Source organism: Sphingobium phenoxybenzoativorans (assembly GCF_018286635.1).
Taxonomy (GTDB): domain Bacteria; phylum Pseudomonadota; class Alphaproteobacteria; order Sphingomonadales; family Sphingomonadaceae; genus Sphingobium; species Sphingobium phenoxybenzoativorans.
In genome coordinates, this window is sequence record NZ_CP073910.1 from 469672 (window position 1) to 492629 (window position 22958).

At 65.0% G+C, this 22958-nt stretch carries 30 protein-coding genes; 12 read left to right on the forward strand and 18 right to left on the reverse strand.

Going from position 1 to position 22958, the window contains the following annotated elements; all coding sequences use genetic code 11:
• Positions 1-20 precede the first annotated feature (20 nt).
• From hisH to hisB, 3 genes are read right to left on the reverse strand one after another with little or no spacing between them, the layout of a single operon-like run.
• The gene (gene hisH / locus KFK14_RS02380) at positions 21-632 is read right to left on the reverse strand and encodes an imidazole glycerol phosphate synthase subunit HisH (protein ID WP_070157591.1); all 612 of its coding nucleotides are present in this window, start codon (positions 630-632) and stop codon (positions 21-23) included.
• Complete coding sequence (locus KFK14_RS02385) at positions 629-913, reverse strand: YciI family protein (RefSeq protein ID WP_212609740.1); 285 nt, start codon at positions 911-913, stop codon at positions 629-631. The genes hisH and KFK14_RS02385 overlap by 4 nt, the downstream gene beginning before the upstream one ends.
• A 32-nt stretch (positions 914-945) precedes the next feature.
• Positions 946-1542: an imidazoleglycerol-phosphate dehydratase HisB gene (gene hisB, locus KFK14_RS02390; RefSeq protein WP_212610990.1), complete on the reverse strand. Its 597-nt coding sequence runs from the start codon at positions 1540-1542 to the stop codon at positions 946-948.
• 121 nt (positions 1543-1663) lie between these two features.
• Between hisB and KFK14_RS02395 the strand changes: the two genes are divergently transcribed.
• The 3 genes from KFK14_RS02395 (at position 1664) to KFK14_RS02405 (ending at position 4263) form a co-directional block, all read left to right on the forward strand.
• A complete protein-coding gene (locus tag KFK14_RS02395) occupies positions 1664-2140 on the forward strand; it encodes an SspB family protein (RefSeq protein WP_070157588.1) in 477 nt (158 codons plus the stop codon).
• 76 nt (positions 2141-2216) lie between these two features.
• A complete protein-coding gene (gene fumC, locus KFK14_RS02400) occupies positions 2217-3608 on the forward strand; it encodes a class II fumarate hydratase (RefSeq protein ID WP_212609741.1) in 1392 nt (463 codons plus the stop codon).
• A 262-nt stretch (positions 3609-3870) separates the two neighbouring features.
• Complete coding sequence (locus tag KFK14_RS02405) at positions 3871-4263, forward strand: hypothetical protein (protein WP_212609742.1); 393 nt, start codon at positions 3871-3873, stop codon at positions 4261-4263.
• Here KFK14_RS02405 and KFK14_RS02410 read toward each other — a convergent pair.
• Positions 4238-4801: a DUF2585 domain-containing protein gene (locus KFK14_RS02410; protein ID WP_425516649.1), complete on the reverse strand. Its 564-nt coding sequence runs from the start codon at positions 4799-4801 to the stop codon at positions 4238-4240. The two genes, KFK14_RS02405 and KFK14_RS02410, sit on opposite strands and share 26 nt — an antisense overlap.
• Positions 4802-4846: 45 nt before the next feature.
• Here KFK14_RS02410 and gmk point away from each other — a divergent pair, with 45 nt between their 5' ends.
• Both gmk and KFK14_RS02420 read left to right on the forward strand, forming a co-directional pair.
• Positions 4847-5515, forward strand: a complete 669-nt coding sequence (gene gmk, locus KFK14_RS02415) for a guanylate kinase (protein ID WP_212609743.1) — start codon at positions 4847-4849, stop codon at positions 5513-5515.
• A gap of 57 nt (positions 5516-5572) precedes the next feature.
• Positions 5573-6133, forward strand: a complete 561-nt coding sequence (locus KFK14_RS02420; protein WP_070157584.1) for a hypothetical protein — start codon at positions 5573-5575, stop codon at positions 6131-6133.
• A gap of 122 nt (positions 6134-6255) precedes the next feature.
• On the opposite strand, the gene KFK14_RS02425 is transcribed toward KFK14_RS02420, so the two are convergent.
• From KFK14_RS02425 to crcB, 7 genes are all read right to left on the reverse strand, one after another.
• The gene (locus tag KFK14_RS02425) at positions 6256-6942 is read right to left on the reverse strand and encodes a hypothetical protein (protein ID WP_212610992.1); all 687 of its coding nucleotides are present in this window, start codon (positions 6940-6942) and stop codon (positions 6256-6258) included.
• 99 nt (positions 6943-7041) lie between these two features.
• Positions 7042-7737: an ATP12 family chaperone protein gene (locus tag KFK14_RS02430; RefSeq protein WP_212609744.1), complete on the reverse strand. Its 696-nt coding sequence runs from the start codon at positions 7735-7737 to the stop codon at positions 7042-7044.
• 8 nt (positions 7738-7745) lie between these two features.
• Positions 7746-7982, reverse strand: coding sequence for a hypothetical protein (locus KFK14_RS02435; protein WP_212609745.1), 237 nt, complete (start codon positions 7980-7982; stop codon positions 7746-7748).
• A gap of 351 nt (positions 7983-8333) precedes the next feature.
• Positions 8334-8996, reverse strand: coding sequence for an HAD-IA family hydrolase (locus tag KFK14_RS02440; protein WP_212609746.1), 663 nt, complete (start codon positions 8994-8996; stop codon positions 8334-8336).
• A 1-nt stretch (position 8997) separates the two neighbouring features.
• Positions 8998-9594 (reverse strand): FMN-binding negative transcriptional regulator, encoded by a 597-nt coding sequence (locus KFK14_RS02445; protein ID WP_212609747.1) that lies wholly within the window; start codon positions 9592-9594, stop codon positions 8998-9000.
• 143 nt (positions 9595-9737) lie between these two features.
• Entirely contained in the window at positions 9738-11156 is a 1419-nt protein-coding gene (locus tag KFK14_RS02450; RefSeq protein ID WP_212609748.1) for an RluA family pseudouridine synthase, read from the reverse strand.
• The gene (gene crcB, locus KFK14_RS02455) at positions 11153-11530 is read right to left on the reverse strand and encodes a fluoride efflux transporter CrcB (protein WP_070157466.1); all 378 of its coding nucleotides are present in this window, start codon (positions 11528-11530) and stop codon (positions 11153-11155) included. The genes KFK14_RS02450 and crcB overlap by 4 nt, the downstream gene beginning before the upstream one ends.
• A gap of 122 nt (positions 11531-11652) precedes the next feature.
• Here crcB and KFK14_RS02460 point away from each other — a divergent pair, with 122 nt between their 5' ends.
• Positions 11653-11814 (forward strand): hypothetical protein, encoded by a 162-nt coding sequence (locus KFK14_RS02460; protein ID WP_171905905.1) that lies wholly within the window; start codon positions 11653-11655, stop codon positions 11812-11814.
• A gap of 16 nt (positions 11815-11830) precedes the next feature.
• On the opposite strand, the gene KFK14_RS02465 is transcribed toward KFK14_RS02460, so the two are convergent.
• The 3 genes from KFK14_RS02465 to KFK14_RS02475 all read right to left on the reverse strand — a co-directional run bounded on the left by KFK14_RS02465 (position 11831) and on the right by KFK14_RS02475 (position 14310).
• Positions 11831-12499, reverse strand: a complete 669-nt coding sequence (locus KFK14_RS02465) for a hypothetical protein (RefSeq protein ID WP_212609749.1) — start codon at positions 12497-12499, stop codon at positions 11831-11833.
• Between the two features lie 47 nt (positions 12500-12546).
• Positions 12547-12942: a hypothetical protein gene (locus tag KFK14_RS02470; protein ID WP_212609750.1), complete on the reverse strand. Its 396-nt coding sequence runs from the start codon at positions 12940-12942 to the stop codon at positions 12547-12549.
• Positions 12943-13548: 606 nt separating this feature from the next.
• The gene (locus tag KFK14_RS02475) at positions 13549-14310 is read right to left on the reverse strand and encodes a hypothetical protein (protein WP_212609751.1); all 762 of its coding nucleotides are present in this window, start codon (positions 14308-14310) and stop codon (positions 13549-13551) included.
• Between the two features lie 174 nt (positions 14311-14484).
• Between KFK14_RS02475 and KFK14_RS02480 the strand changes: the two genes are divergently transcribed.
• Together KFK14_RS02480 and rarD are read left to right on the forward strand one after the other, a co-directional pair.
• Complete coding sequence (locus tag KFK14_RS02480) at positions 14485-14706, forward strand: hypothetical protein (RefSeq protein ID WP_070157479.1); 222 nt, start codon at positions 14485-14487, stop codon at positions 14704-14706.
• Between the two features lie 14 nt (positions 14707-14720).
• The gene (gene rarD / locus KFK14_RS02485) at positions 14721-15638 is read left to right on the forward strand and encodes an EamA family transporter RarD (RefSeq protein WP_212609752.1); all 918 of its coding nucleotides are present in this window, start codon (positions 14721-14723) and stop codon (positions 15636-15638) included.
• A gap of 122 nt (positions 15639-15760) precedes the next feature.
• Here rarD and KFK14_RS02490 read toward each other — a convergent pair whose 3' ends face one another.
• On the reverse strand, positions 15761-17095 hold the full coding sequence (locus KFK14_RS02490) for a dihydroorotase (RefSeq protein ID WP_070157477.1): 1335 nt from the start codon (positions 17093-17095) through the stop codon (positions 15761-15763).
• Between the two features lie 128 nt (positions 17096-17223).
• Here KFK14_RS02490 and ygfZ point away from each other — a divergent pair, with 128 nt between their 5' ends.
• Both ygfZ and KFK14_RS02500 read left to right on the forward strand, forming a co-directional pair.
• Entirely contained in the window at positions 17224-18069 is an 846-nt protein-coding gene (gene ygfZ / locus KFK14_RS02495) for a CAF17-like 4Fe-4S cluster assembly/insertion protein YgfZ (protein WP_212609753.1), read from the forward strand.
• A gap of 101 nt (positions 18070-18170) precedes the next feature.
• Complete coding sequence (locus tag KFK14_RS02500; protein ID WP_246524818.1) at positions 18171-18902, forward strand: glutaminyl-peptide cyclotransferase; 732 nt, start codon at positions 18171-18173, stop codon at positions 18900-18902.
• A gap of 174 nt (positions 18903-19076) precedes the next feature.
• Here the strand turns inward: KFK14_RS02500 and KFK14_RS02505 are convergent, their stop codons facing one another.
• Positions 19077-19661: a hypothetical protein gene (locus tag KFK14_RS02505; protein WP_212609755.1), complete on the reverse strand. Its 585-nt coding sequence runs from the start codon at positions 19659-19661 to the stop codon at positions 19077-19079.
• Between the two features lie 100 nt (positions 19662-19761).
• Complete coding sequence (locus KFK14_RS02510; protein WP_212609756.1) at positions 19762-20433, reverse strand: glutathione S-transferase family protein; 672 nt, start codon at positions 20431-20433, stop codon at positions 19762-19764.
• 58 nt (positions 20434-20491) lie between these two features.
• Between KFK14_RS02510 and KFK14_RS02515 the strand changes: the two genes are divergently transcribed.
• Complete coding sequence (locus KFK14_RS02515) at positions 20492-20941, forward strand: MarR family winged helix-turn-helix transcriptional regulator (RefSeq protein WP_212609757.1); 450 nt, start codon at positions 20492-20494, stop codon at positions 20939-20941.
• A gap of 4 nt (positions 20942-20945) precedes the next feature.
• Here the strand turns inward: KFK14_RS02515 and KFK14_RS02520 are convergent, their stop codons facing one another.
• A complete protein-coding gene (locus KFK14_RS02520; RefSeq protein WP_070157449.1) occupies positions 20946-22178 on the reverse strand; it encodes a polyhydroxyalkanoate depolymerase in 1233 nt (410 codons plus the stop codon).
• Positions 22179-22301: 123 nt separating this feature from the next.
• Here KFK14_RS02520 and KFK14_RS02525 point away from each other — a divergent pair, with 123 nt between their 5' ends.
• Positions 22302-22955, forward strand: coding sequence for a glutathione S-transferase (locus KFK14_RS02525; protein WP_212610993.1), 654 nt, complete (start codon positions 22302-22304; stop codon positions 22953-22955).
• Positions 22956-22958 lie beyond the last annotated feature (3 nt).

Below are 22958 nucleotides of genomic sequence, written 5' to 3' on the forward strand. Positions count from 1 at the left end.
AACACGGAAATTCTTTCCTCTCACGGCCGCCACTCCAGAAAACGGGAGAGGAAGGAAAGCCCGTAACGCTGGCTCTTTTCCGGATGGAACTGCGCGCCCATGATGTTGCCGCGCGCGACGGCGGCGACCAGCGGCCCGCCATGATCGGTGGTCGCGGCGACATCGGCCGGGTCGGTCGCGTCGAAATGATAGCTGTGCAGGAAATAGGCCTCGCCTGCTTCCAGCAACGGAGGCGATCCGGCGAGGACCACATCGTTCCAGCCCATATGCGGCACCTTCACCGCCGGGTCGGCCGGTTCGATCATGCGGACGGTGCCGCCGATCCAGCCCAGCCCCTCATGCCGCCCGAACTCCTCCCCCGCATCGGCCAGCAACTGCATGCCGACGCACACGCCCAGGAAGGGCGCGCCCCTGTCCAGCACCGCCGCGCGCATCGCGTCCACCATGCCGTCGATCCCGACCAGCGCGTCGCGGCACGCGCGGAACGCGCCGACGCCGGGCAGGACGATGCGGTCGGCCTTCGCCACGGCGTCCGGGTCGGCGGTGATCACTGCATCGGCTGCGCCCGCCTTCTTCAATGCATTGTGGACGGAATGCAGATTGCCCGCGCCATAATCGATCAGGGCGATCACGGCTGCAGGCTCTCCAGCCCGGCCGCCACGAAGCGCGGCAGGAATTCGGTCACGGTGAAATCGGCCGCGCCGTTGATCACGAAGGGATCGGTCGCCGCCTTCGCCTCAATATCCTCGCGGATGCCGCGCGCGATCAATATGCCGCCCACGCGGGGCACCTGCCGCCCGGCGATCAGCAGCCACCCGTCGGCCAGCGCCGTTTTGATCCAGGCGAGATGCGCGTCCATATGGCTGTCCACCACGTCCAGATCTACCTTGTAGGTGAGCGTGATGACGAACATGGGGTGGCTCCTTCGGTAAGGGGCGGAGGGAATCAGGCCCCGCCCAGCATGCCCTTGGTCGATGGAATGCTGTCCGCCTTGCGCGGGTCGATCTCGACGGCCTGCCGCAGCGCGCGGGCCAGACCCTTGTAGCAGCTTTCAACGATATGATGGTTGTTGCTGCCGTAGAGATTTTCGACATGCAGGGTGATGCCGGCCGACTGGGCGAAGCTGTGGAACCAGTGCTCGATCAGCTCCGTATCCCATTCGCCCAGGCGCTGCACGTTGAATGCGGCCTTCCACACCAGCCAGGGGCGGCCGGAAATGTCCAGCGCCACGCGGGTCAGCGTCTCGTCCATCGGCGAATAAGCGGTGCCGTACCGCGCGATGCCGCGCTTGTCGCCCAGCGCCTTGGCGATCGCCTCGCCGATGGCGATGCCCGTATCCTCGGTCGTGTGATGCTGGTCGACATGCAGGTCGCCGACCGTTTTCACCTGAAGGTCGATCAGCGAATGGCGCGAAAGCTGCTCCAGCATATGGTCGAGAAAACCGATGCCCGTCGACACGGTATAGAGGCCCGTGCCGTCAAGGTTGACCACCACGTCGATGGACGTTTCCGCGGTCTTTCTGTGGATTTCCGCTATGCGCATGCGCAGCCCTATAACGGGGATTCCCACGCGCGCAATCCGGGATTGCCCTTGCCCGCCGGGCATAGCCGCCCCATTTCAGGCCCTTGACCGCCTGTGCTTCATCGTTAGGTAAGATGCCCGAATGAGCGACGACCTTCCAGATAGCCTGATTCCGTACGATGAAATCGTGCAGGAAGCCCTGCGCGCCGTTGTCGGCCGCGTGCTGGGAGAGGTGGAGCGTTCGGGCGGCCTGCCGGGCGGCCATCACTTCTATATCACGTTCAAGACGCATGCGGCGGGCGTGGAAATCCCCAAATCGCTGACCGAGCGCTTCCCGGACGAGATGACCATCGTCCTGCAGAATAAATATTGGGACCTGAAGGTCGGCGCCCAGGCGTTCGAGGTCAGCCTGACCTTCAATCAGGTGCCCGCCCACCTCAACATCCCCTTCGCGGCGATCACCGCCTTCGTCGATCCCGCGGTGAATTTCGCGCTGCAGTTCCAGGTGCAGGATGCAGGCGACGGGCCGGAACCGCATGAGGCGGAAAATGACGCCCCGCTGGCCAGCAGCGAAGACGGCTCCAACGTCGTCACGGTGGATTTCGGCAAGAAGAAATAAAGGCTGGCATTCGGCTTTCCGCTGCCCCACATGAACTTCCTGAATTGCGAATGATTCTCAGGAAGGGATTTGCTCGATGGCCGACACCCGCACCGAAACCGACAGCATTGGCGCGATAGAGGTTCCCGCCGCCGCCTATTGGGGCGCGCAGACGCAGCGCAGCATCGAGAATTTCCCCTTTGGCGATACGGAGCGGATGCCGATCGGCATCGTCCATGCCCTCGCCATTGTGAAGCAGGCGGCGGCGCGGGTGAACCGGGGGCATGACCTGGCGGGTGATCTGGCCGACGCGATCGAGAAGGCGGCGATCGAGGTCATCTCCGGCGCGCATGACGATCAGTTCCCGCTCGTCATCTGGCAGACCGGCAGCGGCACCCAGTCCAACATGAACGTCAATGAGGTGATCGCCGGTCGCGCCAACGAAATGCTGGCGGGCAAACGCGGCGGCAAGTCGCCGGTGCACCCCAATGATCATGTGAATATGGGCCAGTCGTCCAACGACAGCTTCCCGACCGCGCTGCACATCGCAGCCGCCATTGCGGTGACGGAAAAGCTGTTTCCCGCGCTCGACCGGCTGTTCGCGGCGCTCGACGCAAAGGCGAAGGCGTGGGACCATATCGTCAAGATCGGCCGCACCCATTTGCAGGACGCGACGCCGCTGACGCTGGGCCAGGAATTTTCCGGCTATGCGCATCAAATCTATCGCAGCCGCAAGCGCATCGAGCCGGCGGCGATGCATGGCATGATGGCGCTGGCGCAGGGCGGCACGGCGGTCGGCACCGGCCTCAACGCGCCGCACGGCTTCGACGTGGCGGTGGCGCAGGAAATCGCGGCGATCACCGGCCTGCCCTTCCGCACCGCCGACAACAAGTTTGAGGCGCTGGCGTCGAACGATCCGCTCGTCCACCTGTCCGGCACGCTGAACGCGCTGGCGGTCGCGCTGACCAAAATCGCCAATGACGTTCGCCTGCTCGGCTCCGGCCCGCGCTCCGGCCTTGGCGAGCTGGACCTGCCCGCGAACGAGCCGGGCAGCTCGATCATGCCGGGCAAGGTCAACCCGACCCAGTGCGAGATGATGACGATGGTCGCCGCGCAGGTGATCGGCAATCATCAGGCCGTGACGGTCGGCGGGCTTCAGGGACATCTGGAGCTTAACGTGTTCAAACCGGTGATCGGTGCGGCGGTGCTGCGCTCCATCCATCTGCTCGCCGTCGGCATGGACAGCTTCGCCGAACGCTGCATCGAGGGGCTGGAGGCGAATGAGACGCGGATCGCCGAACTGGTCGACCGCTCGCTGATGCTGGTGACGGCGCTGGCGCCGGAGATCGGATACGACAATGCCGCCAAAATCGCCAAACACGCCCATGCCGAGGGGCAGACGCTGCGCCAGGCGGGCCTTGCGCTGGGGCTGGTGGATGAGGTGACGTTCGACCGGCTGGTGAAGCCGGAGGATATGGTGGGGCGGTAGTGGTCAGCGTGCTCCTGCGCAGGCAGGAGCCTAGTCCCGCCGACCGAACTGGGCTCCTGCCTGCGTAGGAGCATGCCAGGCAATAATCAAACTTCCGTTCGGGCTGAGCGAAGTCGAAGCCTTCCACTGAGCGCAGCGAAGTGCCTTCACTTCGTTCAGGCGTGCCCTTCGACTTCGCTCAGGGCGAACGGAGGTGATAAGGAAGCTCCGCGCCCTGAATCCATCGCTTCCCGGAACCGTTTCGTCGCCCTATACATTCTTCATGGCAGACGACATCGAACAGGGACGGACGAAGATGCGGATGCTTGGCAAGATTGCGACCACCATTATCGGGACCCGTATCGCGGCCGAAACCGGCAAGGCGGGGCTGGTGGGCGCGGCGGCCGGCATGCTGGCGACGCGCGTCCTGACCCGCTCCCCGCTGGGCGCAATCGCCATTGGCGGTGTTTATGTCGCGCACAAGCTGTGGCAGAAGAAAAAGGACATCGACAAGAAAGGCCCGCATGAGGCGGCGGTCGATGACGGCCTGGTCCCGAAGGGCGGGCGGAAGAACGGGCGTCAGCCCCGCGCGCCGCTAAAGGCCCGCGTCGCCTATCGCAAGGCGCGCCCGATCAATCCGGACGAGCCGGTTACGCACCCGCCTGCCACACCCTGATCGCGTCGACCGGCGCAGCCAGCATCAGGATGTTGAGCGTCAGATTGTCGCGGATCATCCACAGCGTGAACAGCTCGAAGGCGATGGCCGTCAGCACGGTGACCTTCACCGGCATGCGCGCCGCGAACAGGAAACCCAGCATCATCATGCCGATGTCGCTCACCGAATTGAGCACGCTGTCGCCATTATAGCCGAGCGCGATCGTCGCCGTGCGATAGCGGTCGATGATGACCGGCGAGTTCTCCAATATCTCCCAGCCGCTTTCCAGCGCCACGGCCAGGATCAGCCGCACCGGCGCGGCATAGCGGCGGAGCAGCAACCAGCCGCCGCCGAAGAACAGGAAGCCGTGGATGACATGGCTGAAACTGTACCAGTCGCTTAGCTGCTGGCTGTCCTCGCTGCTGTTGATCGCCCCATGCCACAGGCTGATCGTCCCGCAGGCGCAGATGGGCGGGCGGCCCATGGCCAGCAATATCGTGACGGTGATGGCGATGAGGACGGGAATGGCGATCCATGCCACCCGGCGGCTTCCCATCATCGCGTCCCCTCTTGCCAAAGCGCCCTTACGCAGCCACTAGCAGGCATGGCAGACAGCATCCAGTCGGACCCCCACGGTTTCAAGCGGCGCGGCGTTCTTTTCGTGCTCTCCTCCCCTTCGGGCGCGGGCAAATCCACCATCGCGCGCAAGCTGCTCGCCGCCGATCCGACGCTGCAAATGTCGGTTTCCGCGACCACCCGGCCGATTCGTCCGGGCGAGGCGGACGGCAAGGACTATCATTTCGTCGATCTGGAGCGGTTCCGCGCGATGGTTGCGGACAATGAGTTCCTCGAATGGGCGCATGTGTTCGGCCATCGCTACGGTACGCCGCGCGCGCCGGTGGAGGCGATGCTGAAGTCCGGCCGCGACGTGCTGTTCGACATCGACTGGCAGGGCGCGCAACAGCTTTACCAGATTGCCGGCGGCGACGTGGTGCGGGTGTTCATCCTGCCGCCCTCGCTGGAGGAGCTGGAAAGCCGTCTGCGCGGCCGCGCTACCGACAGCGAGGAAGTGATCCAGGGCCGCATGTCGCGCGCGGCGGGTGAGATCGCCCACTGGGACGGCTATGATTATGTGCTGTGCAATGACGACGCGGAAAGCTGCTTCCTGAAGGTCAAGACGATCCTCGAATCCGAACGGATGAAGCGCAGCCGTCAGACCGGCCTGATCGGTTTCATCCGCAAGCTGGGCAAGGCCGTTCCCGATAGTGATTGACGTTCCGCTGTTGTGGGATCAGCCTGCATGACCGACTCCGAAAGCGGGAGGGTTGCAATGATACGCGCCACGATAGGCGGCCTTTTCGGCGGCCTTGCTCTATTCCTTACAGGGTTCATCTTCTGGGGCACGCCGCTGTCCGGTCTCGCCTTCTCGACGGCGGAGGAGCAGGCCAGCGCCAATCTGCAGGCGGCGATGGCGCAGGCGCTGACGCCGACGGGCACCGGCGTCTATATCATCCCCTCGCCCGCGACGAGCGCGGGCACGGTGCTGTACGGCAAAGGGCCGGTGGCGCAGGTGTTTTTCAACACCGGCGGCTTTCCGGTGATGGACAATGGCGCGCTGATCGCCGGGTTCATCCTGTCTCTGGTCGTCGGCGTGCTGATCGCGGTCGCGCTGCGCATGGTCGCCCATGATTTCGCCGCGCGGGTGAAGCTGACGTTCCTGTTCAGCGGCGCGGCGGTGCTGTGGCTGCACATCGGCCAGCCGATCTTCAACCATGCGCCATGGCGCTATTTCCTCTACCTCGCGTTCAGCGATTTCGTGGGGCTGGTGGTCGCGGGCGTCATCGCCGCCCGCTGGTTCATGGCCAAGGGCGAGGCCGCGCCGCCGTCTTGAGGTAGGGTTTCCCCATATTCCGTTCGGGCTGAGCGAAGTCGAAGCCCTCGTCTGAGCGAAGGCGAAGACACCTCACTGCGTTCGGTGGAACTCTTCGACTTCGCTCAGAGCGAACGGGATTTCTATTTCGTGCCCGTAAGCGCCTGCGCCGAAGGCTTATTCACTGCATCCACCGATCCATCGGCCAGCATCTTCTTGCTCATCGCGACGGCTTCTTCCTTCACCTTCGCATCGGTGCTGGTCTGGCTCGCCCCGATCAGGCCGGAAAGCAGCAGGTTGTTCGCAGCGGGATCGGCTGCATTTTCCGCGACCGACTTGCGGGCGAGGGTGATCGCCTCGGCATAGAGCGGGTCAGCGCCCGCCTTGTCCTGCTTGGACAGCTTGCCATTGCCCAACTGGACCAGAATGCCGGCCAGGATGTTGCGGCTGGCGGCGTCGGCGGGCTTGGCCTCCACCACCTTGCGCCAGTGGGGCGCGGATTCCTCGAACAGCGCGACGACTTCATCGGGCTTGTTCAGCGCGCTCTTGGCGGCGGCATTGGCGTAGAGCGCGTTGGCGAGGAAGTTCACATTGTCGATATTGGCGGGCTGGGCCTGCACGGCGGCGCGAATGGCGGGCAGGGCGGCGTCATATTTGGCGGCTGCCCCGGCATTGTCGCCGGACTGCTGCGCCTGCTGGCCCGCGGTGAAGTCCGTAACGGCCTGGTTGAACGCGGCGACCTGTTCCGGCGTCATCGGCGTCGCGGCGGGCGCTGCCGCTGCAGCGTCCTGCGCGATCGCAGGCGCGGTCAGGGCCAGCGGGGAAGCCATGATCAGAAGGGCGGAAAGGACGGTCAATTTCAACGTCAGGGTCTCCTTGCAGTTGTCACACTCTCCAGACGAACGGATACCATTCATAACGGTTCCGTTTCACCTAACCGCCATTTTGCAGAAGGTGGCGGCTGCATCAAATTCCGCGCGCCGCCTTTCGCGATGCTGAACGGCGTCGGCATCTTCGCCCCATTGTTCGGCCTGCCACAGCTCGTCCAGCTCGGTCGCGGCCCAGATCCGGTCCCGGTCAAGCCCGCCCTCGACCAGCGCCAGGCCGCAGATCAGCGACCCGCCGATGCTCACCACCGTCGACAGCCCGGCCAGCATGAACGGGTCGAATGCGGCGACCACGGCGGACAGGCGGGCAATCGTTTCCGGCGGCTGATCAACCGGCAGGATGCCGGCGGTCACGCGGAAGGCGATGTCATACCGGTCGCGCGCCCAGCCGATCAGCGGGTCCCACTCCGACGCCTGCCGGGCGACGAGCGGCGTAGGGTTTTCCGCGCGATAGCAAAGCAGGTCGCTCTCGCCATAGCGCGCGACTCCGGCGGCGAAGGCCGCGTGGTTTGGTGCGATCTGATCGATGGCGGCATTGGCGAAGCCGGTGGCGGTCATGCTGCGCGGGTCGATCTCCTCGCCCTGCGCGGCCCATTCGGCGGCGACCGCTTCGCCCATCGCTGCGGTGGGCAGGATCAGCGGGGCGCGGGCCGGGGTGCGGACCGGCCGCCCGTCCAGATGAACGGCAAAGCCGCCTTCCACGGCCATAGCGGCGGCATCCTTGTAGAAACGCTTCATCGTTTGGCTCACTCGGACGGCGGCGTGCGCCAGGCGCGCAGCAGGATGCGCGGCACGATGATTGTCTGGAACATGCCGACGGTCGCGATGATCGCGCCCATGATCTTCGCCTTGTCCCCCTGCACCCAGCCGAAGCGCTCCATCATGATCAGAAAGCCGAACATGACGATGAACACGCCGGACAGGCGGAACAGGTTGATGGCCAGGAACCGCGCGCGGGCGGCGTCATCGGGACGGTGTGTCATGGGGAGCCGCTATGGCGGGCCAGCGCATCCCTGTCCACCATGGCGCTGCGAAACCGCGATCCCGGACTATGTGCCGGATAGCCTCTACCCGCACCATGTGCCTGCAAACGCGAGCGTATGCATGCGCCGATCAGTTTGAAATACGACGTGCTCCTGCGAAAGCAGGAGTCCAGTCCCGCCGTCCGAACTGGGCTCCTGCCTGCGCAGGAGCACGATTTAACAAAGGCGAGGGTTCCAACAAAGGCGAGGGTTCCAACAGGGGTCTTTTTCGCGCCCAAATTAACTACTTCAAAAACAAAGATTTATTTGTAGGATCGAAGGTGAATTTCACCCCCAACACCCTCGCATTCCTTATCGCGTTGACCCGATATAGCGGGCGAGTTCATCGCTGGTTTCCGCCACCGCGACCGCCCCGGACTCGCGCAATATCTCCGGCGGGTGATAGCCCCAGGCGACGCCGATCCCGCGCACGCCCGCATTGACGGCCATCTCTATGTCGAAACTGGTGTCGCCGATCATCACCGTGGTTTCGGGGGCCGCGCCCGCGTCCGCCATCGCCTGCGCGATCATCGACGGGTGGGGCTTGGACGGATGCCGGTCGGCCGTCTGCAGCGTCACGAACCGGTCGATGATGCCATGATGGGTGAGGCACATGTTCAGGCCGCGGTCGGACTTGCCGGTGGCGACGCCCAGCAGCCAGCCCTGCTTGTCCAGCGCCGCGATCAGCTCGGCGATGCCGTCATAGAGCGGCTCGCTGACCGCCCCCTCGCCGCGCATCGCGTGAAAGGCGCTCTTGTAATGATCCGACACATGGTCGTGAAACGCCCCGTCCGCATCGGGCAGCAGCCGCGCCACGGCATGGGGCAGGGACAGGCCGACGACCGAAAGAATGTCCATCCGCCCCGGCGGCGGCAACTTCACCGCCTCGAACGCGCGGACCATGGCGGTGCAAATGCTGTGCTGGCTGTCGACCAGCGTGCCGTCGCAGTCGAATATGACGAGGGGGTTGCTCATGTCAGCTCTTACGCATCAGGCCGGCAAGTCTGCTACTGCCCAGCGCGTCCAGCGCATCGGCGGCGGCCTCCCGCGCCGGTGCCGGCTTGTTCTGGCCCAGCTTGCGAGTGCCGCGCCAGGCGTCGATCCGCATCTCGAACCCCGTGATCGCGCACAGCATCCGGTCGAACAGCCCGTCGCGCATCTTGTCCCGCGTCCAGACGGGCTTGGGCGCCAGGCGGCGCTCCCGGTCCGTGGACAGCGCGTCGATCAGTTCGGCCAGCGCGGCCTTGTCCAGCGCCGCCACCTGCCCCTGAAGCTCGACGGAGACATAGTTCCAGGTCGGCACCTGATCGTCCATGCCGTACCAGTCGGGGCTGATATAGTCATGCGGCCCGTTGACCACGAACAGCGCGTCCGCCCCCGCAAGATGCCGGGTGATCTGATTGCCGTTGGACAGATGGAAGGCGATCCGCTCCTCGTCGCGAAACAACACCGGCACATGCGCGACCCGCGGACCGTCCGGCGTTGTGGCGAACAGCATGCCAAAGCCGGTCTCGGCGACAAATGCGCGCATTTCTGCGCGATCCCGCCAGTGGAAATTACGGTCTGGGTGCATGACTGCTATTCTTTTCTTGGCGGAATAAAATACTCCGTTCGCCCTGAGCTTGTCGAAGGGTTCACCTGAGCGCAAGCGAAGGCACTTCGCCTCCGCTCAGTGGAAGGCTTCGACTTCGCTCAGCCCGAACGGATTTCATATTCTCACCGCGCCCCCCGCCCGCGCCGTTCCCCCCGCCGTTCCTTGCGCACCGCTTTGGCGTGCTGCCGCGCGAACTTCTTCTCGTCCTCCCGCGTCGGCGAGGTGTCGATTTCCTCGTCCAGCGGCATGTCGCCCAGAGTGAGGTCGAAACCCAGATCCTCCAGGCTGTCGCGGAAATGCGCGGGCAGCTCCGCCTTCACATCCACATGGCCGCCATCGGGATGATCGATGCGGATGCGGCGGGCGTGCAGGTGCATCTTGCGGCTGATCGTGCCGCTCAGGAACGCATCCTTGCCGCCATATTTGCCGTCGCCGACAATCGGGTGGCCGATCGCCGCCATATGCACGCGGAGCTGGTGGGTGCGGCCGGAGAAGGGCTGAAGCTCCACCCAGGCGGCGCGGTTGCCCGCGCGGTCGATCACGCGATACCGGCTGCGGGCGGGCAGGCCCTCCTTCTCGTCGACATGCATTTTCTCGCCGCCGGTGCCCGGCTGCTTGGCCAGCGGCAGTTCGATCATGCCGTCATGAATGTCGGGCACGCCGATGACGATCGCCCAATAGATTTTGCGCGCCGTCCGGCTGGAGAAAGCCTTGGCGAAATAGCCCGCCGACCGCGCCGACCGCGCGATCAGCAGCGCGCCCGACGTATCCTTGTCCAGCCGGTGGACCAGCTTGGGCCGCTGCTCACTGTCGAACATCAACGCGTCGAGCAGGCGGTCGACATGGGTGTCGGTCTTGGTGCCGCCCTGTGTCGCCAGTCCCGGCGGTTTGTTGATGACGATCGCCTGCGCGTCGGTGTGGATCACCATCTCCTGCGCATAGGCGATCTCGTCGTCGGTCAGGTCGATGATGCGGGCGCGTTTCGGGCGCTCCGGCTTGTCGGGCCGCGCGGCCTTCTCCTCGGCCGGGGGCACGCGGATCGTCTGCCCCTCCGCGATCCGGTCGCCCGGCGCGGCCCGCGCGCCATCGACGCGAAGCTGGCCGGTGCGCGCCCAGCGCGAGACGATATTGAAGCCGACATCGGGCAGGTTGCGCTGGAACCAGCGGTCCAGCCGGATGCCGTCATCGTCGGGCGCGACGCGGAACTGGCGCACGTCCAGCGTGACGCCCGCATCCTTGGCGGCCGCCGCCACCGGCCTCGCGCCGGATTTGGGTTCCGCCGCGCGGACGGGGGCCTTCGGCTTCGCGCCAGCGGGCTTGGCTGCGCGCGCCGGAGCATTTTTGCCGCCGGACGTGTCGCCGCCTTTCGCGAATTTTGGTCCAAGTTTCTGGCCAAATTTAGGTTGCGCCTTCGCGTCACGGCCCTCCGGCTTTCCGGCCTTGCCCGGCGCGCGGCTCCGCCCAATCGCGGCGTTCTTGGCGGGACCCTTGCCCCGCGCTTTCGGCGGTCCCTTGGGCGGGCCTTTTCCCGCGCCCTTCATGCGATGCTCCTGACGGCCAGCAGGCCGATCGCCAGCGCCGCGACCGCGCCGATCACGGAGGCCAGGACATAGAGCAGCGCGCTCATCGCCTCGCCCCGCTCAATCATCAGGAAGGTTTCCAGGCTGAAGGCGGAGAAGGTGGTGAAGCCGCCCAGCACGCCGACGCCCAGCAGCAGCCGGACCGGCTCGCCGCCGCTGGCCGAACGGGCGAGGCATCCGGCAAGGACGCCCATCGCGAAACCGCCCAGCAGGTTCGCCAGCAGCGTGCCCCACGGATAGTTCATGCCGAACAGATGCGCCGCAAGCCGCCCCAGATGATAGCGCAGCGCCGCGCCCATTGCGCCGCCGCCCATGACGATGAGGGTGTTGATCATCGCAACGCCCTAGTCGGAATCGCAGACGAAGGAAATGGCGGCTTTCCGGGGAAGGCGGCTTAGCCTGTTACACTTTCGTGAAACAATGCTATGGCCCGGCCATTGGGAGCGGATAACAGCAAGTGGCTGACCTGAACGACATAATTCACTACCAGCTTCTTGCGAAGGAAGCGCGGCGGCGGGCCGACACCACCGACGACCCGGACCTCGCCCGCCGTTTTCGCGAGATCGCCGTCAAGCATGAACGCATGGCGCGCAAGCTTGCCGGCGAGGCGGAGGGGTAGCGGGGCCGCCAACCCTTCATCGTTCGCGATAGGCCTGCCAGTTGGTCGGGCATTGCGGCACGGCCTGAGGCTTCGCCTGCTGGCCCTCTATGGTCCAGCAATCGTCGAAGATGGAGCAATAGCAGGCGCGGACCCTGATCTTCCACCGCTCGCTTTCCATCCGGCGGATCAGCGGCGCATTGTCTGGCATGTCGCGCAGGTCGAAAAAGGCGATCTGCTCGCCGGGCCGCAGCACCACCTTGCTGGCCGGGGTCGTGGCCAGCATCATCGCCTGTCCCGGCCGGTATCCGCAACAGGCTTCGAGCAATTGGTAGGGCGTGCGCATCGCCTTCCCCTGATATTGCAGTTCGACCGGGCCAAGCATCGCCGGGCCGACGCCATTGTTCGTCAGGGTCAGGTTGATGCGGTGATTGCCGTCGTCGGAATAATTGCTGGTGTCATAGGCGACGAACGGCCAGGCGGCGGCCTGCTGCATGCGCTGCGTCGCCCGCGCCTGAACGAAGGTGCCATAGGCGACGACCAGGGAGATGATCAGCGTCGGCAATCCGATGAGCAAATGGCCCGCCATCGCAAAGGGCAGCCAGCGCAGCACCAGCCGGACCGTTTGGGTTTCGACGATAGGCGCCGCAGACGGGATAGCAGCCTCGGCCGCAGCCGGTTCTTTCCCTGTCTCGCCCTCCGCCATGCGCCGTCCCCTCACCCTGACCGGGGAAGGACAGCATTTTCGCGGCCTTAATGCAAATCCGCGCCTGCCCGGCCTATACCCCGGCCGATGCCCCGAAACGCGGCCTGCTTGCGCGGGTCGGCCAGCGGCTCCTCGAAATCCAGGCGGAAACGGCCATCCTCGATCCAGCTTACGATGGCGGGGACCTTCACGCCGTTGCGGACGAGCAGGGCATAGCTGTCGCAGGGCGGCTGCTTCGCGCCCTTGGCGATTACGCCGTCCTCGGCGAAATCCATGACCGTGATCGGCAGCTTGCCCCGCGCCGAAAAGAGAAAGGCCGGGAGGGGGTGGGCAGTGACGGCGGCAGTGAAGGTGGTGGCGGGCGCGGCGGGCCTGGCCGGGATAGGAGCGGTAAACTGCGGCTGTCCGGCGGCGTCGATGTCGAAGGGGGCCAGGGCAGTCATGCGCGCATCTCCATGCCGGGGAATAAGGTTTCCCGAAGATGGAGGAAGGTGGTTAACGAAAGGTTACCGGATGGGGTTGGGGGAACCCGAATGGTAGGCGCAGGCGGACAACTCATGTGCTTTCACACTTCTCTTATGCTGTCATACGTCTTGTGCTTTCACACTGCGTCATTCCCGCGCAGGCGGGAACCCATCTCTCCCCATGCGCAGATTTGCCCAAGGCATGTTGGGTCCCCGCCTGCGCGGGGATGACGGGGGGGTGGGAGGATGGCGGGTATCGTTGCCGCAATACATTGCCCCATCCCAAATACCGGCCGTCATCCCGGACTTGATCCGGGATCCATGGGCCTCAATCGTTGCATGAATGCTCAACAGCAGAGCTAATGGATGCCGGGTCTAGCCCGGCATGACGACAAGGGTGGGCAGGGGGCTAACGGTTTTTAATCCTCCCCTTTAAGGGGAGGTGGCATTCCGCAGGAATGACGGAGGGGTGCCCCGCCATCGAGAGGGCGATACCCCTCCACCAGCTTCGCTGGTCCCCCTCGCCTTGAAGGGGAGGAATTTAACGCCGCAAATCCTCGTCAGCCGCCACCCTGACGCACCCCATTACCGTCCGTTATTCGCCACGATATCAACCGTGGTGCCGCCGCCCGGCGCATTGTCGAAGGTGATGAAATAGGCGCCGTCATCCTTCGCCCGCGTGCCGCCGAGCACATGCTGGCCGTCAAGGAGCTGATGTTCCGCGTCATATCCGTTGCGGCGGGCGATGGTGTAGTAGAAGTCCATCACCCCCTGCATCGGCACGGCGGACACGAAGCTCACCCCGCGCAGCTTGCATTGCCCCTCATTTCCGGCGGCCTCCATCAGGCGCGCACCGGGATAGATGGGGAAGGCGGCGGGCAGGCGCTCGGCCCAGCCAGCGCCATATTGCATAGCGCCGCATCCCTTGCCGCCCGTGCCACGGTCCCGCGCCATCGCGCCCAACGTGGCCGGGCGATTGGCGGCGCATTCGGCGCAGGCTTCGCCCTTTGTCGGCGCGGGCGTGCTTTCCAGCCGCCCGCCCGCGACTTTCAGCGCCTGCGCGGCGGCGGCCTTGGCATTGGCGGGCAGGACCGGCACTGCGCCGCTCAGCGGCTTCTCGCCGGCGCGGACGGCGCGGGCGTTGGACTGTCCGGCAAGGTCGGGGTCGGTCGCGAGCGGCCCTTCCAGCGCGCCGCGCAGGGCCGGGTCGCTCATATCGTTGGTCAGGCGCGCGTCCAGCTCGGCCAGATTATTGGCGTCCTTGTCCCCGCCGCACGCCACGAGCAGCAGGGGCAGGGCGATCACGCCCGCCTTTATGGAAATAAAGCGCAAGAACCGGGAAGTCATGGCCGTCCATCTCCTTCAAGCTGCCGGTCGTGGACCTGCAGAACAACAGACGCAGGGTAAAACATCGCGGATGGAATGGAGTAAATGCCTCAATTTTCGTTTAACCGCTGCATATTGTCGCAATTTGACGCACGCATGCTTGCCCTTCGGGGAAAGGCGGCGCATCCTGCCGCCATGTTCAACATCCTTTCCGTGCTGATCGGCCTGTTTGCGTTGATCCTGATGATCCCCACGGTCATCCCCCTGCTGGGATGGGCGAACTGGTTCATCCTGCCGGTGGCGGTCGTGGGATTGTTGTTCGGCCTGCTGTCCTCGCGGACCAGCGGCCGGAACCTCTGCCTGATCGTCATCGCGCTCGGCTCTCTCCGCCTGTTCCTGGGCGGAGGCATCATCTGACCTGCACCGCCGGCATGCCATCGCAGACGCAGGAGGACGGTTCGGCCGCCAACGGCATGGCGTGCGCCGTCGGCTGTTACACCATGTGGGGGCTGCTGCCCGTCTATTTCCATATGCTGCAGGATTTCGCGCCGCTGGAGATCGTGGCGCAGCGGCTGCTATGGTCGCTTGCCTTCATGCTGGTGATCATCGCGTTGCGGACCGGCCTGCCCGCCTTCGGCGTGGTCCTGCGCGACCCGCGCCTGATGAAGCCCCTCGCCGCATCGTCGGCGCTGATCGCGATCAACTGGCTGGTCTATATCTGGGCGGTTCATAACGGCCATGTGGTCGCAGCGAGCCTCGGCTATTTCCTGAACCCGCTGATCAACATCATGCTGGGCGTCATCTTCCTGAAGGAAAAGCTGCGGCGCGGGCAGATGATCGCGGTGGGCGTGGCGGCCACGGGCGTCGCGATCCTCGGCTCCTCCGCGCTCGACACGCTGTGGATCAGCCTGGTCATCGGATTGAGTTTCGGCCTCTACGGCCTGGTGCGCAAAGTGACGCCGGTCGCGCCGATGCGCGGGCTGGGCGCGGAAACGGTGATCCTCGCGCCCTTCGCCGCCGCCTATCTGCTCTGGCTGTACCAGCATGGCGGATATATGTTCGGCAAGGACAGCGGCAGCACAATCCTGCTGACGCTGTCCGGGGCGATCACGGCGATCCCGCTGTTGCTGTTCGCCGTGGCGGCGCAGCGCCTTTCGATGGCGACGCTGGGCGTCCTGCAATATATCGCCCCGACGCTGCAGTTTCTGACCGGCGTGCTGCTGTTTGGAGAGACGTTGAGCCGGGGCCAGTTGATCAGCTTCTCGCTGATCTGGGCCGGGCTGATCCTGTTCACCATCGATTCGCTGCGCGGCATGCGCGCGGCGCGGCTGGCTCCCGCAGAAGCCTAAGGCAGCGTGCTCCTGCGAAAGCACTGAAGCGAGTCACGTGCCTCGCTTCAGCCCAGTCCCGCCGTCTGAACTGGGCTCCTGCCTGCGCAGGAGCACGTCCAAATAAAAACAGAACAGGTGCTCTAGGCGCCGAACTCCGTCGCCTCAAAGCGCACCGGTTCGCCGACCGCCGCATTGGCCAGGCTGTCCTCCCACATCACCCGGTTGCCGCGGATGATGGTGCCCACCGCCTTGCCGGTCAGCTCCATGCCCTCGAACGGCGACCAGGCGCAGCGCGACGCCAGCCAGTCGCCGCCGACGGTCCAGCGCTTCTTGAGGTCCACCACGGTAAAGTCCGCATCATAGCCAAGCGCGATCCGGCCCTTGCCGGTCAGCCCGAACACGCGCTGCGGCCCGCTGCTCGTCAACTCGATAAAGCGGCGGAGCGTCGTCCGTCCCTTCGCCACATGATCCAGCAGCAGCGGGACGAGCGTCTGCACGCCCGGCATGCCGCTGGGGGAGGCGGGATAGGTCTTGGCCTTCTCCTCGATCGTGTGCGGCGCATGGTCGGAACCGAGCACGTCGGGCACGCCCTGATTGAGCCAGCGCCACAGCCCGTCGCGATGCGCGGCGCTGCGGATCGGCGGGTTCATCTGGGCATAGGTGCCGATCGCCGGATAGGCTTCCTCGCCCGCCAGCGTCAGATGCTGGGGCGTCACCTCGCAGGTCGCGATGTCCTTGTTCTGCGCGATATATTCCAGCTCGGCGGGCGTCGTGATGTGCAGGATGTGGATGCGCCGCCGGGCCTTGCGCGCCAGCGCGATGATTCGCTTCGTCGCGATCATCGCGCTTTCATCGTCGCGCCAGATGGGATGGGATGACGGATCGCCCTCTACCCGCAGATCCTTGCGCGCGTTCATCCGCGCCTCGTCCTCGGCATGGATGGCGACGCGGCGGCTGCCCGACGCCAGCACGCGGGCCAGCGCATTGTCATCATCGACCAGCAGGCTGCCGGTCGACGCGCCCATGAAGATCTTGACCCCCGACGTGCCGGGGATGCGCTCCAGCTCCTTCAGCTCCTCCGCATTGTCGGCGGTCGCGCCGACATAGAAGGCATGGTCGCACCACATGCGGTGATGCGCTCGGCGCAGCTTGTCATGCACGCGGTCGGCGGTGTCGGTGTTGGGGTTGGTGTTCGGCATCTCGAACACGGCGGTCACGCCGCCCAGCACCGCCGCGCGGCTCCCCGATTCGAGGTCCTCCTTATGCTCCAGCCCCGGCTCGCGGAAATGCACCTGGCTGTCGATGCAGCCGGGCAGCACGTCCAGCCCCGCGCAATCGATCGTCTCGCCCGCGTCGCCAAGACCCGTGCCGATGGCGGCAATCTTCCCGCCGCGCACGCCCACATCGGCCTGCTCCGATCCGCCCGGTGTGTGGACAGTGCCGTTCTTCAGGATCAGGTCATAGGTCTGGGTCATGCTTGGCATCTTTCTCCGTTCGCCCTGAGCTTGTCGAAGGGCTGCACTTCCTTTCAAGAAATACAGGGCATCGACAGGCTCAGCCCGAACGGCTTGGTTATTGGGCAAGGCTGTCCTACCTAAAGCCCATGCCCGATACTACCCCGCCCGACACCACCCTTATCGACCGCGCCGTCCTCCGCGTTTCCGGGGAGGAGGCCGTGCCCTTCCTGCAAGGGTTGCTGACGCAGGATGTCGCCGCCGTGCGCGCCGATGCGCCGCGCTGGTCCGGCCTGCTGACGCCGCAGGGCAAGGCGCTGTTCGACTTCATCCTGTGGGGCGATGGCGACGACATTCTGATCGATTGCGAGGCGGATCAGGCCGACGCGCTGGCGCGGCGGCTGACCCTGTACCGGCTGCGGCGCAAGGTGACGATCGCCCGGGATGAAAGTCTCGCCGTCCATTGGACCTTACCGGTTTCCTCTATTTCCGTTCGGGCTGAGCCTGTCGAAGCCGTGTCCTTCTCCTCCGAAGAAAGGGCAGTCCTTCGACAAGCTCAGGACGAACGGGTTTTGGATACTCCGCTCGATCCTCGCTTGCCCGCACTCGGCCATCGTTGGCTGGCGTCGGAAGACGGCGGGGACGCCAGCGCGGCGTGGCGGCGGCATCGCCTGTCGCTGGGCGTCATGGAGGGCGCGGCGGAACTGGGTCAGGACCAGACGCTCTGGCTGGAGGCCAATGCCGAGGAACTGAACGGCGTCGATTACAAGAAGGGCTGCTATATCGGGCAGGAGAACACCGCCCGCATGCATTACCGGAACAAGGTCAACCGCAGGCTGGTGGCGGTGCCGCTGGCCGACGCGGACGAGAAACGGCAGCGGCTGGCGCTCCCGGATCTCGGTCTCTCGATCGAACTGCGCCGGGTCGAGGATATGGGCGCGCTGTCCCTGCCCGGCTGGCTGGCGGAGGCTATTGCGGAGCCGGTCGGGGAATGATTTTCGGCCTGACTACCAACCCCCGTTCGTTTCGAGCGAAGTCGAGAAACATATGCGCGAGGCTTCTCGACTACGCTCGAAGCGAACGGAAGTGGGCGTTATTGGCGGGGATATCGCTGGCGCTTCTGTCCCTGCCCGCCCAAGCGGACACGCCCTGGAAGCTGGTCAAAACCTACCCCCACGATCCCACCGCCTTTACCGAGGGCCTCTTCTTCCGCGACGGCACGCTGTACGAAAGCACCGGACAACCGGGCAAATCCGACATCCGCCAAGTCCGGATGAAGGACGGCAAGGTGCTGCGCCGGGTCGCGCTGCCGCCGCAATATTTCGGCGAGGGGATCGTCGACTGGGGCGATACAATCGTCAGCCTGACATGGCGGCACCGGCAGGGCTTCGTGTGGAAGCTCGACGATTTCACCCGCCTGTCCAGCTTCTCCTATGAAGGCGAGGGCTGGGGCCTGACCCGCGAACCGCGCTGGATCATCATGAGCGACGGCACCTACAAGCTGCGCTTCCTCAATCCCGAAACGCTGGAGGAGGTGCGGCGGATCACCGTGACATGGGACGGGAAGCCCGTGCCGCTGCTCAACGAACTGGAATGGGTGAAGGGCGAGATTCTGGCGAACGTCTGGTACGACAAGCGCATCGCCCGGATCGATCCCGGCACCGGCGCGGTCATCGACTGGATCGATCTGTCCCCGCTGGTCGCGAAGATCAAGGCGACGGACCCGGACGCGGTGCTGAACGGCATCGCCTATGACGCCGAAAAGGACCGGCTGTTCGTGACCGGCAAATATTGGTCCAAGCTGTTCGAGATCAAGCTGGAGCGGTAGCTGGAAAATCCCCCGCCGCTATGGGCGGCGAGGGATTATTACCAGCCTCGAAACGTGCTCCTGCGAACGCAGGAGCCCAGTTCAGGGGGAGGGTCTAGGCTGAAGCGAGGCACGTGACTCGCTTCAGTGCTTTCGCAGGAGCACGCCGCTTAATGAATCAGCGCGCGCTCCGGATCACGGATTGGAGACAGTCGTAGTCGTCGTCTCCGTGGTTGCGGTGCGCGTCGGCGTTGTCGTTTTTACGACCTTGCGCTTGGGCGTGGAGCCGCTCTTGACCGTTTCCGTGGTGACGGTCGTGCTGCTGGACTGCGCAGCGACGGCGCGGGCGACCTGCGCTTCGGCGGCGGACTTCTTCGCGGCCTGCTCGGCGGCGTCGGCCCGCGCATTGGCGTTGACCGCCTCCTGTTGCGCGGCGGCGGTGCTTTCCTGCTGAGCCTGGGTGTTCAGGTCGGCGCTCTGGTTATTCTCGCCGATTGCGGTGTCGGCGAACTGCTGGGCCTCTACCGCCGACTCAATGGCCTTCTGCTCCTTGCCGCTCTTATAATATTCCTTCGCCATGCGTACGGAGGCCTGCGCCTTGGCGATCGTTTCGGGGGCGGCGCCGCCGCCCTTCATGCGGACGGCTGCATCAATCTTGCCCTGGGCTTGGGCGATGGCGGCAAGCGCGCGTTCCTCGTCGCCGGCCCATGCGGGGCTGGAAACCAGGAAAAGCGCCGACGCGGCGAGGAGGCCGCGCATGGTGGGGTTGATCTTACGCATAATCTCTCCTGTCCATATTGGTGGGTCGGAGAACGTGCGGATTATGGCGAGGTTCCGGCCGGTTTGCCGACGGCGCGGCCCGGAACCCCGCGAAACAGCGTCACGCCATGGCCGGTTCCGCGGCGAGGGACGACAGTTGCGCATCCATCGCGCGCTGGAAGGCGGGACGGCTGACGCACCGCTCCCGATAGGCTGTAAGGGTCGGAAATTCCGCCATTAATGCCTCGTCGGACACTTCGCGCAGCACGGTCGCCATGATGATGTCGGCGGCGCTGAAATCGCCCTCCAGATAGTCTTTCCCGCCCAGCCAGTTCGCCAGGCTGCCCAGGCGGCCGCGCAGGCTTTCAATAACCTCCGGACGGCGCAGTTTCGCCCATTCCGCTTCCTTGTTGAACGTGTCGATGGCGACCAGATCGAACACGAACGGCTCCACGCTGTTCAGCGCCGCCGTCACCCAGGTCAGGATGCGCGCCCGTCCGGCGGCGTCGCGCGGCATCAGCGTTTCGGACCGTTCGGCGATACGCAGCACCATCGCCCCGCTCTCGAACATCTGCACCTCATTGTCGCGATAGGCGGGCACCTGGCCGAACGGCTGTTCCCGGCGATATGCCTCGCCCTTGGCGGTCTCGAAATTGATCAGCCGCTCGCGATAGCCGATGCCCGCTTCCTCGCACGCCCAACGGGGGCGCAGGTCGCGGACGAAGCCGCGCGCAAAGTCCGGGACCCAGGCGAATCCGGTGATTTCTATCTCGGCATTGGCGTCCACAGGCATGGTCCACTCCTTCGCTGACTCGCTTGACTTTTTAAGTTGATATCAACATAAAAATAGCATGTCAAAACCGCCGCCCGTCACCAACGACCAGACGCTCTTTGTGCGCGACCATTGCCTGTGCCTCGCGGCGCAGCGGGCGGCGCGGTCGCTTTCGCGCCGCTTTGATGAGGCGTTTCGCGGCTTCGGGATCAGCAGCGGGCAATTCTCGCTGCTCAACGCGCTCAACCGGCCGGAGCCGCCCTCGATCGGTTCGGTCGCGCAATTGCTGGTCATGGACCGCACGACGCTGACCGCCAATCTGAAGCCGCTGACCCGCGACGGGCTGGTGGAGATCGTGACGGACGCGAAGGACCGGCGGGTGAAGCGGCTGGCCCTGACGGACGGGGGCAGGGACGCGCTGGCGCGCAGCATGCCGGTCTGGACGCAGGTTCATGGAGAGATTGACCGGACCCTCGGCCCGGCGGAGAGGGGAAGCAGGCTTCGCGCCGGGCTTTCCGCGCTGGCCTGACCGGTCAGCTCATCGCCAGGACCAGGTTGCGCACCTGGGGATAGACCTGTTTTTCCCATTTGGAGCCGGAAAACACGCCATAATGGCCGACGCCGGGTTGCAGATGATGGCGTTTCAGATGCGGGCGCAGGGTTGAACAGAGCATATGCGCGGCGGCGGTCTGGCCGACGGCGCAGATATCGTCCCGCTCCCCTTCGACCGTCAGCAGGGCGGTGCGCTGGATGGCGGATGGATCGACCAGCCGGCCGCGATGCTCCAACTCTCCCTTCGCCAGCAAGGCGCGCTGGAACACCACGTCCACCGTCTCCAGGTAGAATTCCGCCGTCATGTCCAGAACGGCCAGATATTCCTCGTAAAATTCCTTGATCTTTGCGGCTTCCAGCGTCTCGCCATCGGCCAGGAGCTGGTACAGCTTGCGATGCTGCTCGCCATGCCGCTCCATATTCATCGACATGAAGGCGGTGAGCTGCAGGAAGCCGGGATAGACCCGCCGTCCCACGCCGCGATAGCGGAAGGGGACGCGGGAAATCAGCTTCTCCTCAAACCAGGACAGCGGTTTTTCCCGCGCCAGCTTGTTGACCACGGTGGGCGCAACGCGAGTGTCGACCGGGCCGCCCATCAGGGTCATTGTGCGCGGCTGGGCCGGGTCGCCATCCTGCGCCATCACCGCCACCGCCGCCAGCGTCGGCACGCAGGGCTGGCACACCGCCAGCACATGCGACCGGGGGCCAAGCTCCTGCAGGAAGCGGATCACATAATCGATATATTCGTCGAACCCGAACGCGCCCTCGCTCACCGGAATGTCGCGGGCGTTCTTCCAGTCGGTGATATAGACGTCATGATCGCGCAGCAGCGTGTGGACGGTGTTGCGCAGCAGGGTCGCGAAATGGCCGGAAAGCGGCGCGACGACCAGCATCTTGGGCTGGGGTGGCGTCAGCCCCTCCTCGCTGCCTTCCTTTTTGAAATGCAGCAGATTGCCGAAAGGCATGTCGAGCGCGACCTCCTCGCGCACGGCGACCTTCGCATTGCCGCTGATAACCTCGTCTATGCCATAGGACGGGCGCGCATGCGTGACCTCTGTGCCGGAAAATACGTCCAGCATCGCGAAATAGCGGCGCGGAAGCGGCCAGTCGCCGACCGGACCCAGATATTTGTCGCGAAAGCCAAGCGCCGCCTTTGCCGCAAATCGCGCGGGGGCGAGCATGTCGCTCCAAGCCTGATAGCCCTGATACAGCATTACCGTCCCCGCTTGCCGTCGCGTCCCAGGCGATTCGGCTTTTCATCTGCCCCGATCTGTGCATTCATGCTGCGCTGCATCATGGCCCAATGCAATGGAAAAGAGGCAATAATGGCAGAGCTGGTGACACAGGCGGAACTTACCCTGTCGAGCAAGACCTATTCCGCATGGTCGCTGCGCGGCTGGCTACTATGCAAACTGGCAGGGTTGGAGGTGACCGAGCGGGTTGTCGAGAATGACGCGAGCAATCGCGCGGAACTGCTGTTGCTGTCGCCCTCCGTGCTGGTGCCGCGCCTGACGCATGAGGGCGCGAGCGTGTGGGATACGCTGGCCATCGCCGAATATCTGAACGAGCTGTACCCGCAGGCGGGCATGTATCCGGCGGACCGGATCGCGCGGGCGCATTGCCGGGCGATTTCCGGCGAGATCCATTCCGGCTTCACCAATTTGCGATCCGCGCTGCCGATGAACCTGAAGGTGCGGCACAAGACCTTCCCGATCTTTTCGGGCGCGAAGCCGGACATCGACCGGGTGGAGGCAATCTGGCAGGAATGCCTGTCCACCTATGGCGGGCCGTTCCTGTTCGGCGACAGGCCCACAATCGCCGACGCGATGTTCGCGCCGGTGACGCAGCGCTTCCTGACCTACGCCGTGCCCTGTTCCCCGCAAAGCGCGCTCTATTGCACGACCGTCACAGAATGGGCGCCGATGGCCGAATGGCTGGACGCCGCAAGGGCGGAGCCGGAGGAAATGGCGGAGCTGGAAGTCGAGTTTTAGGAC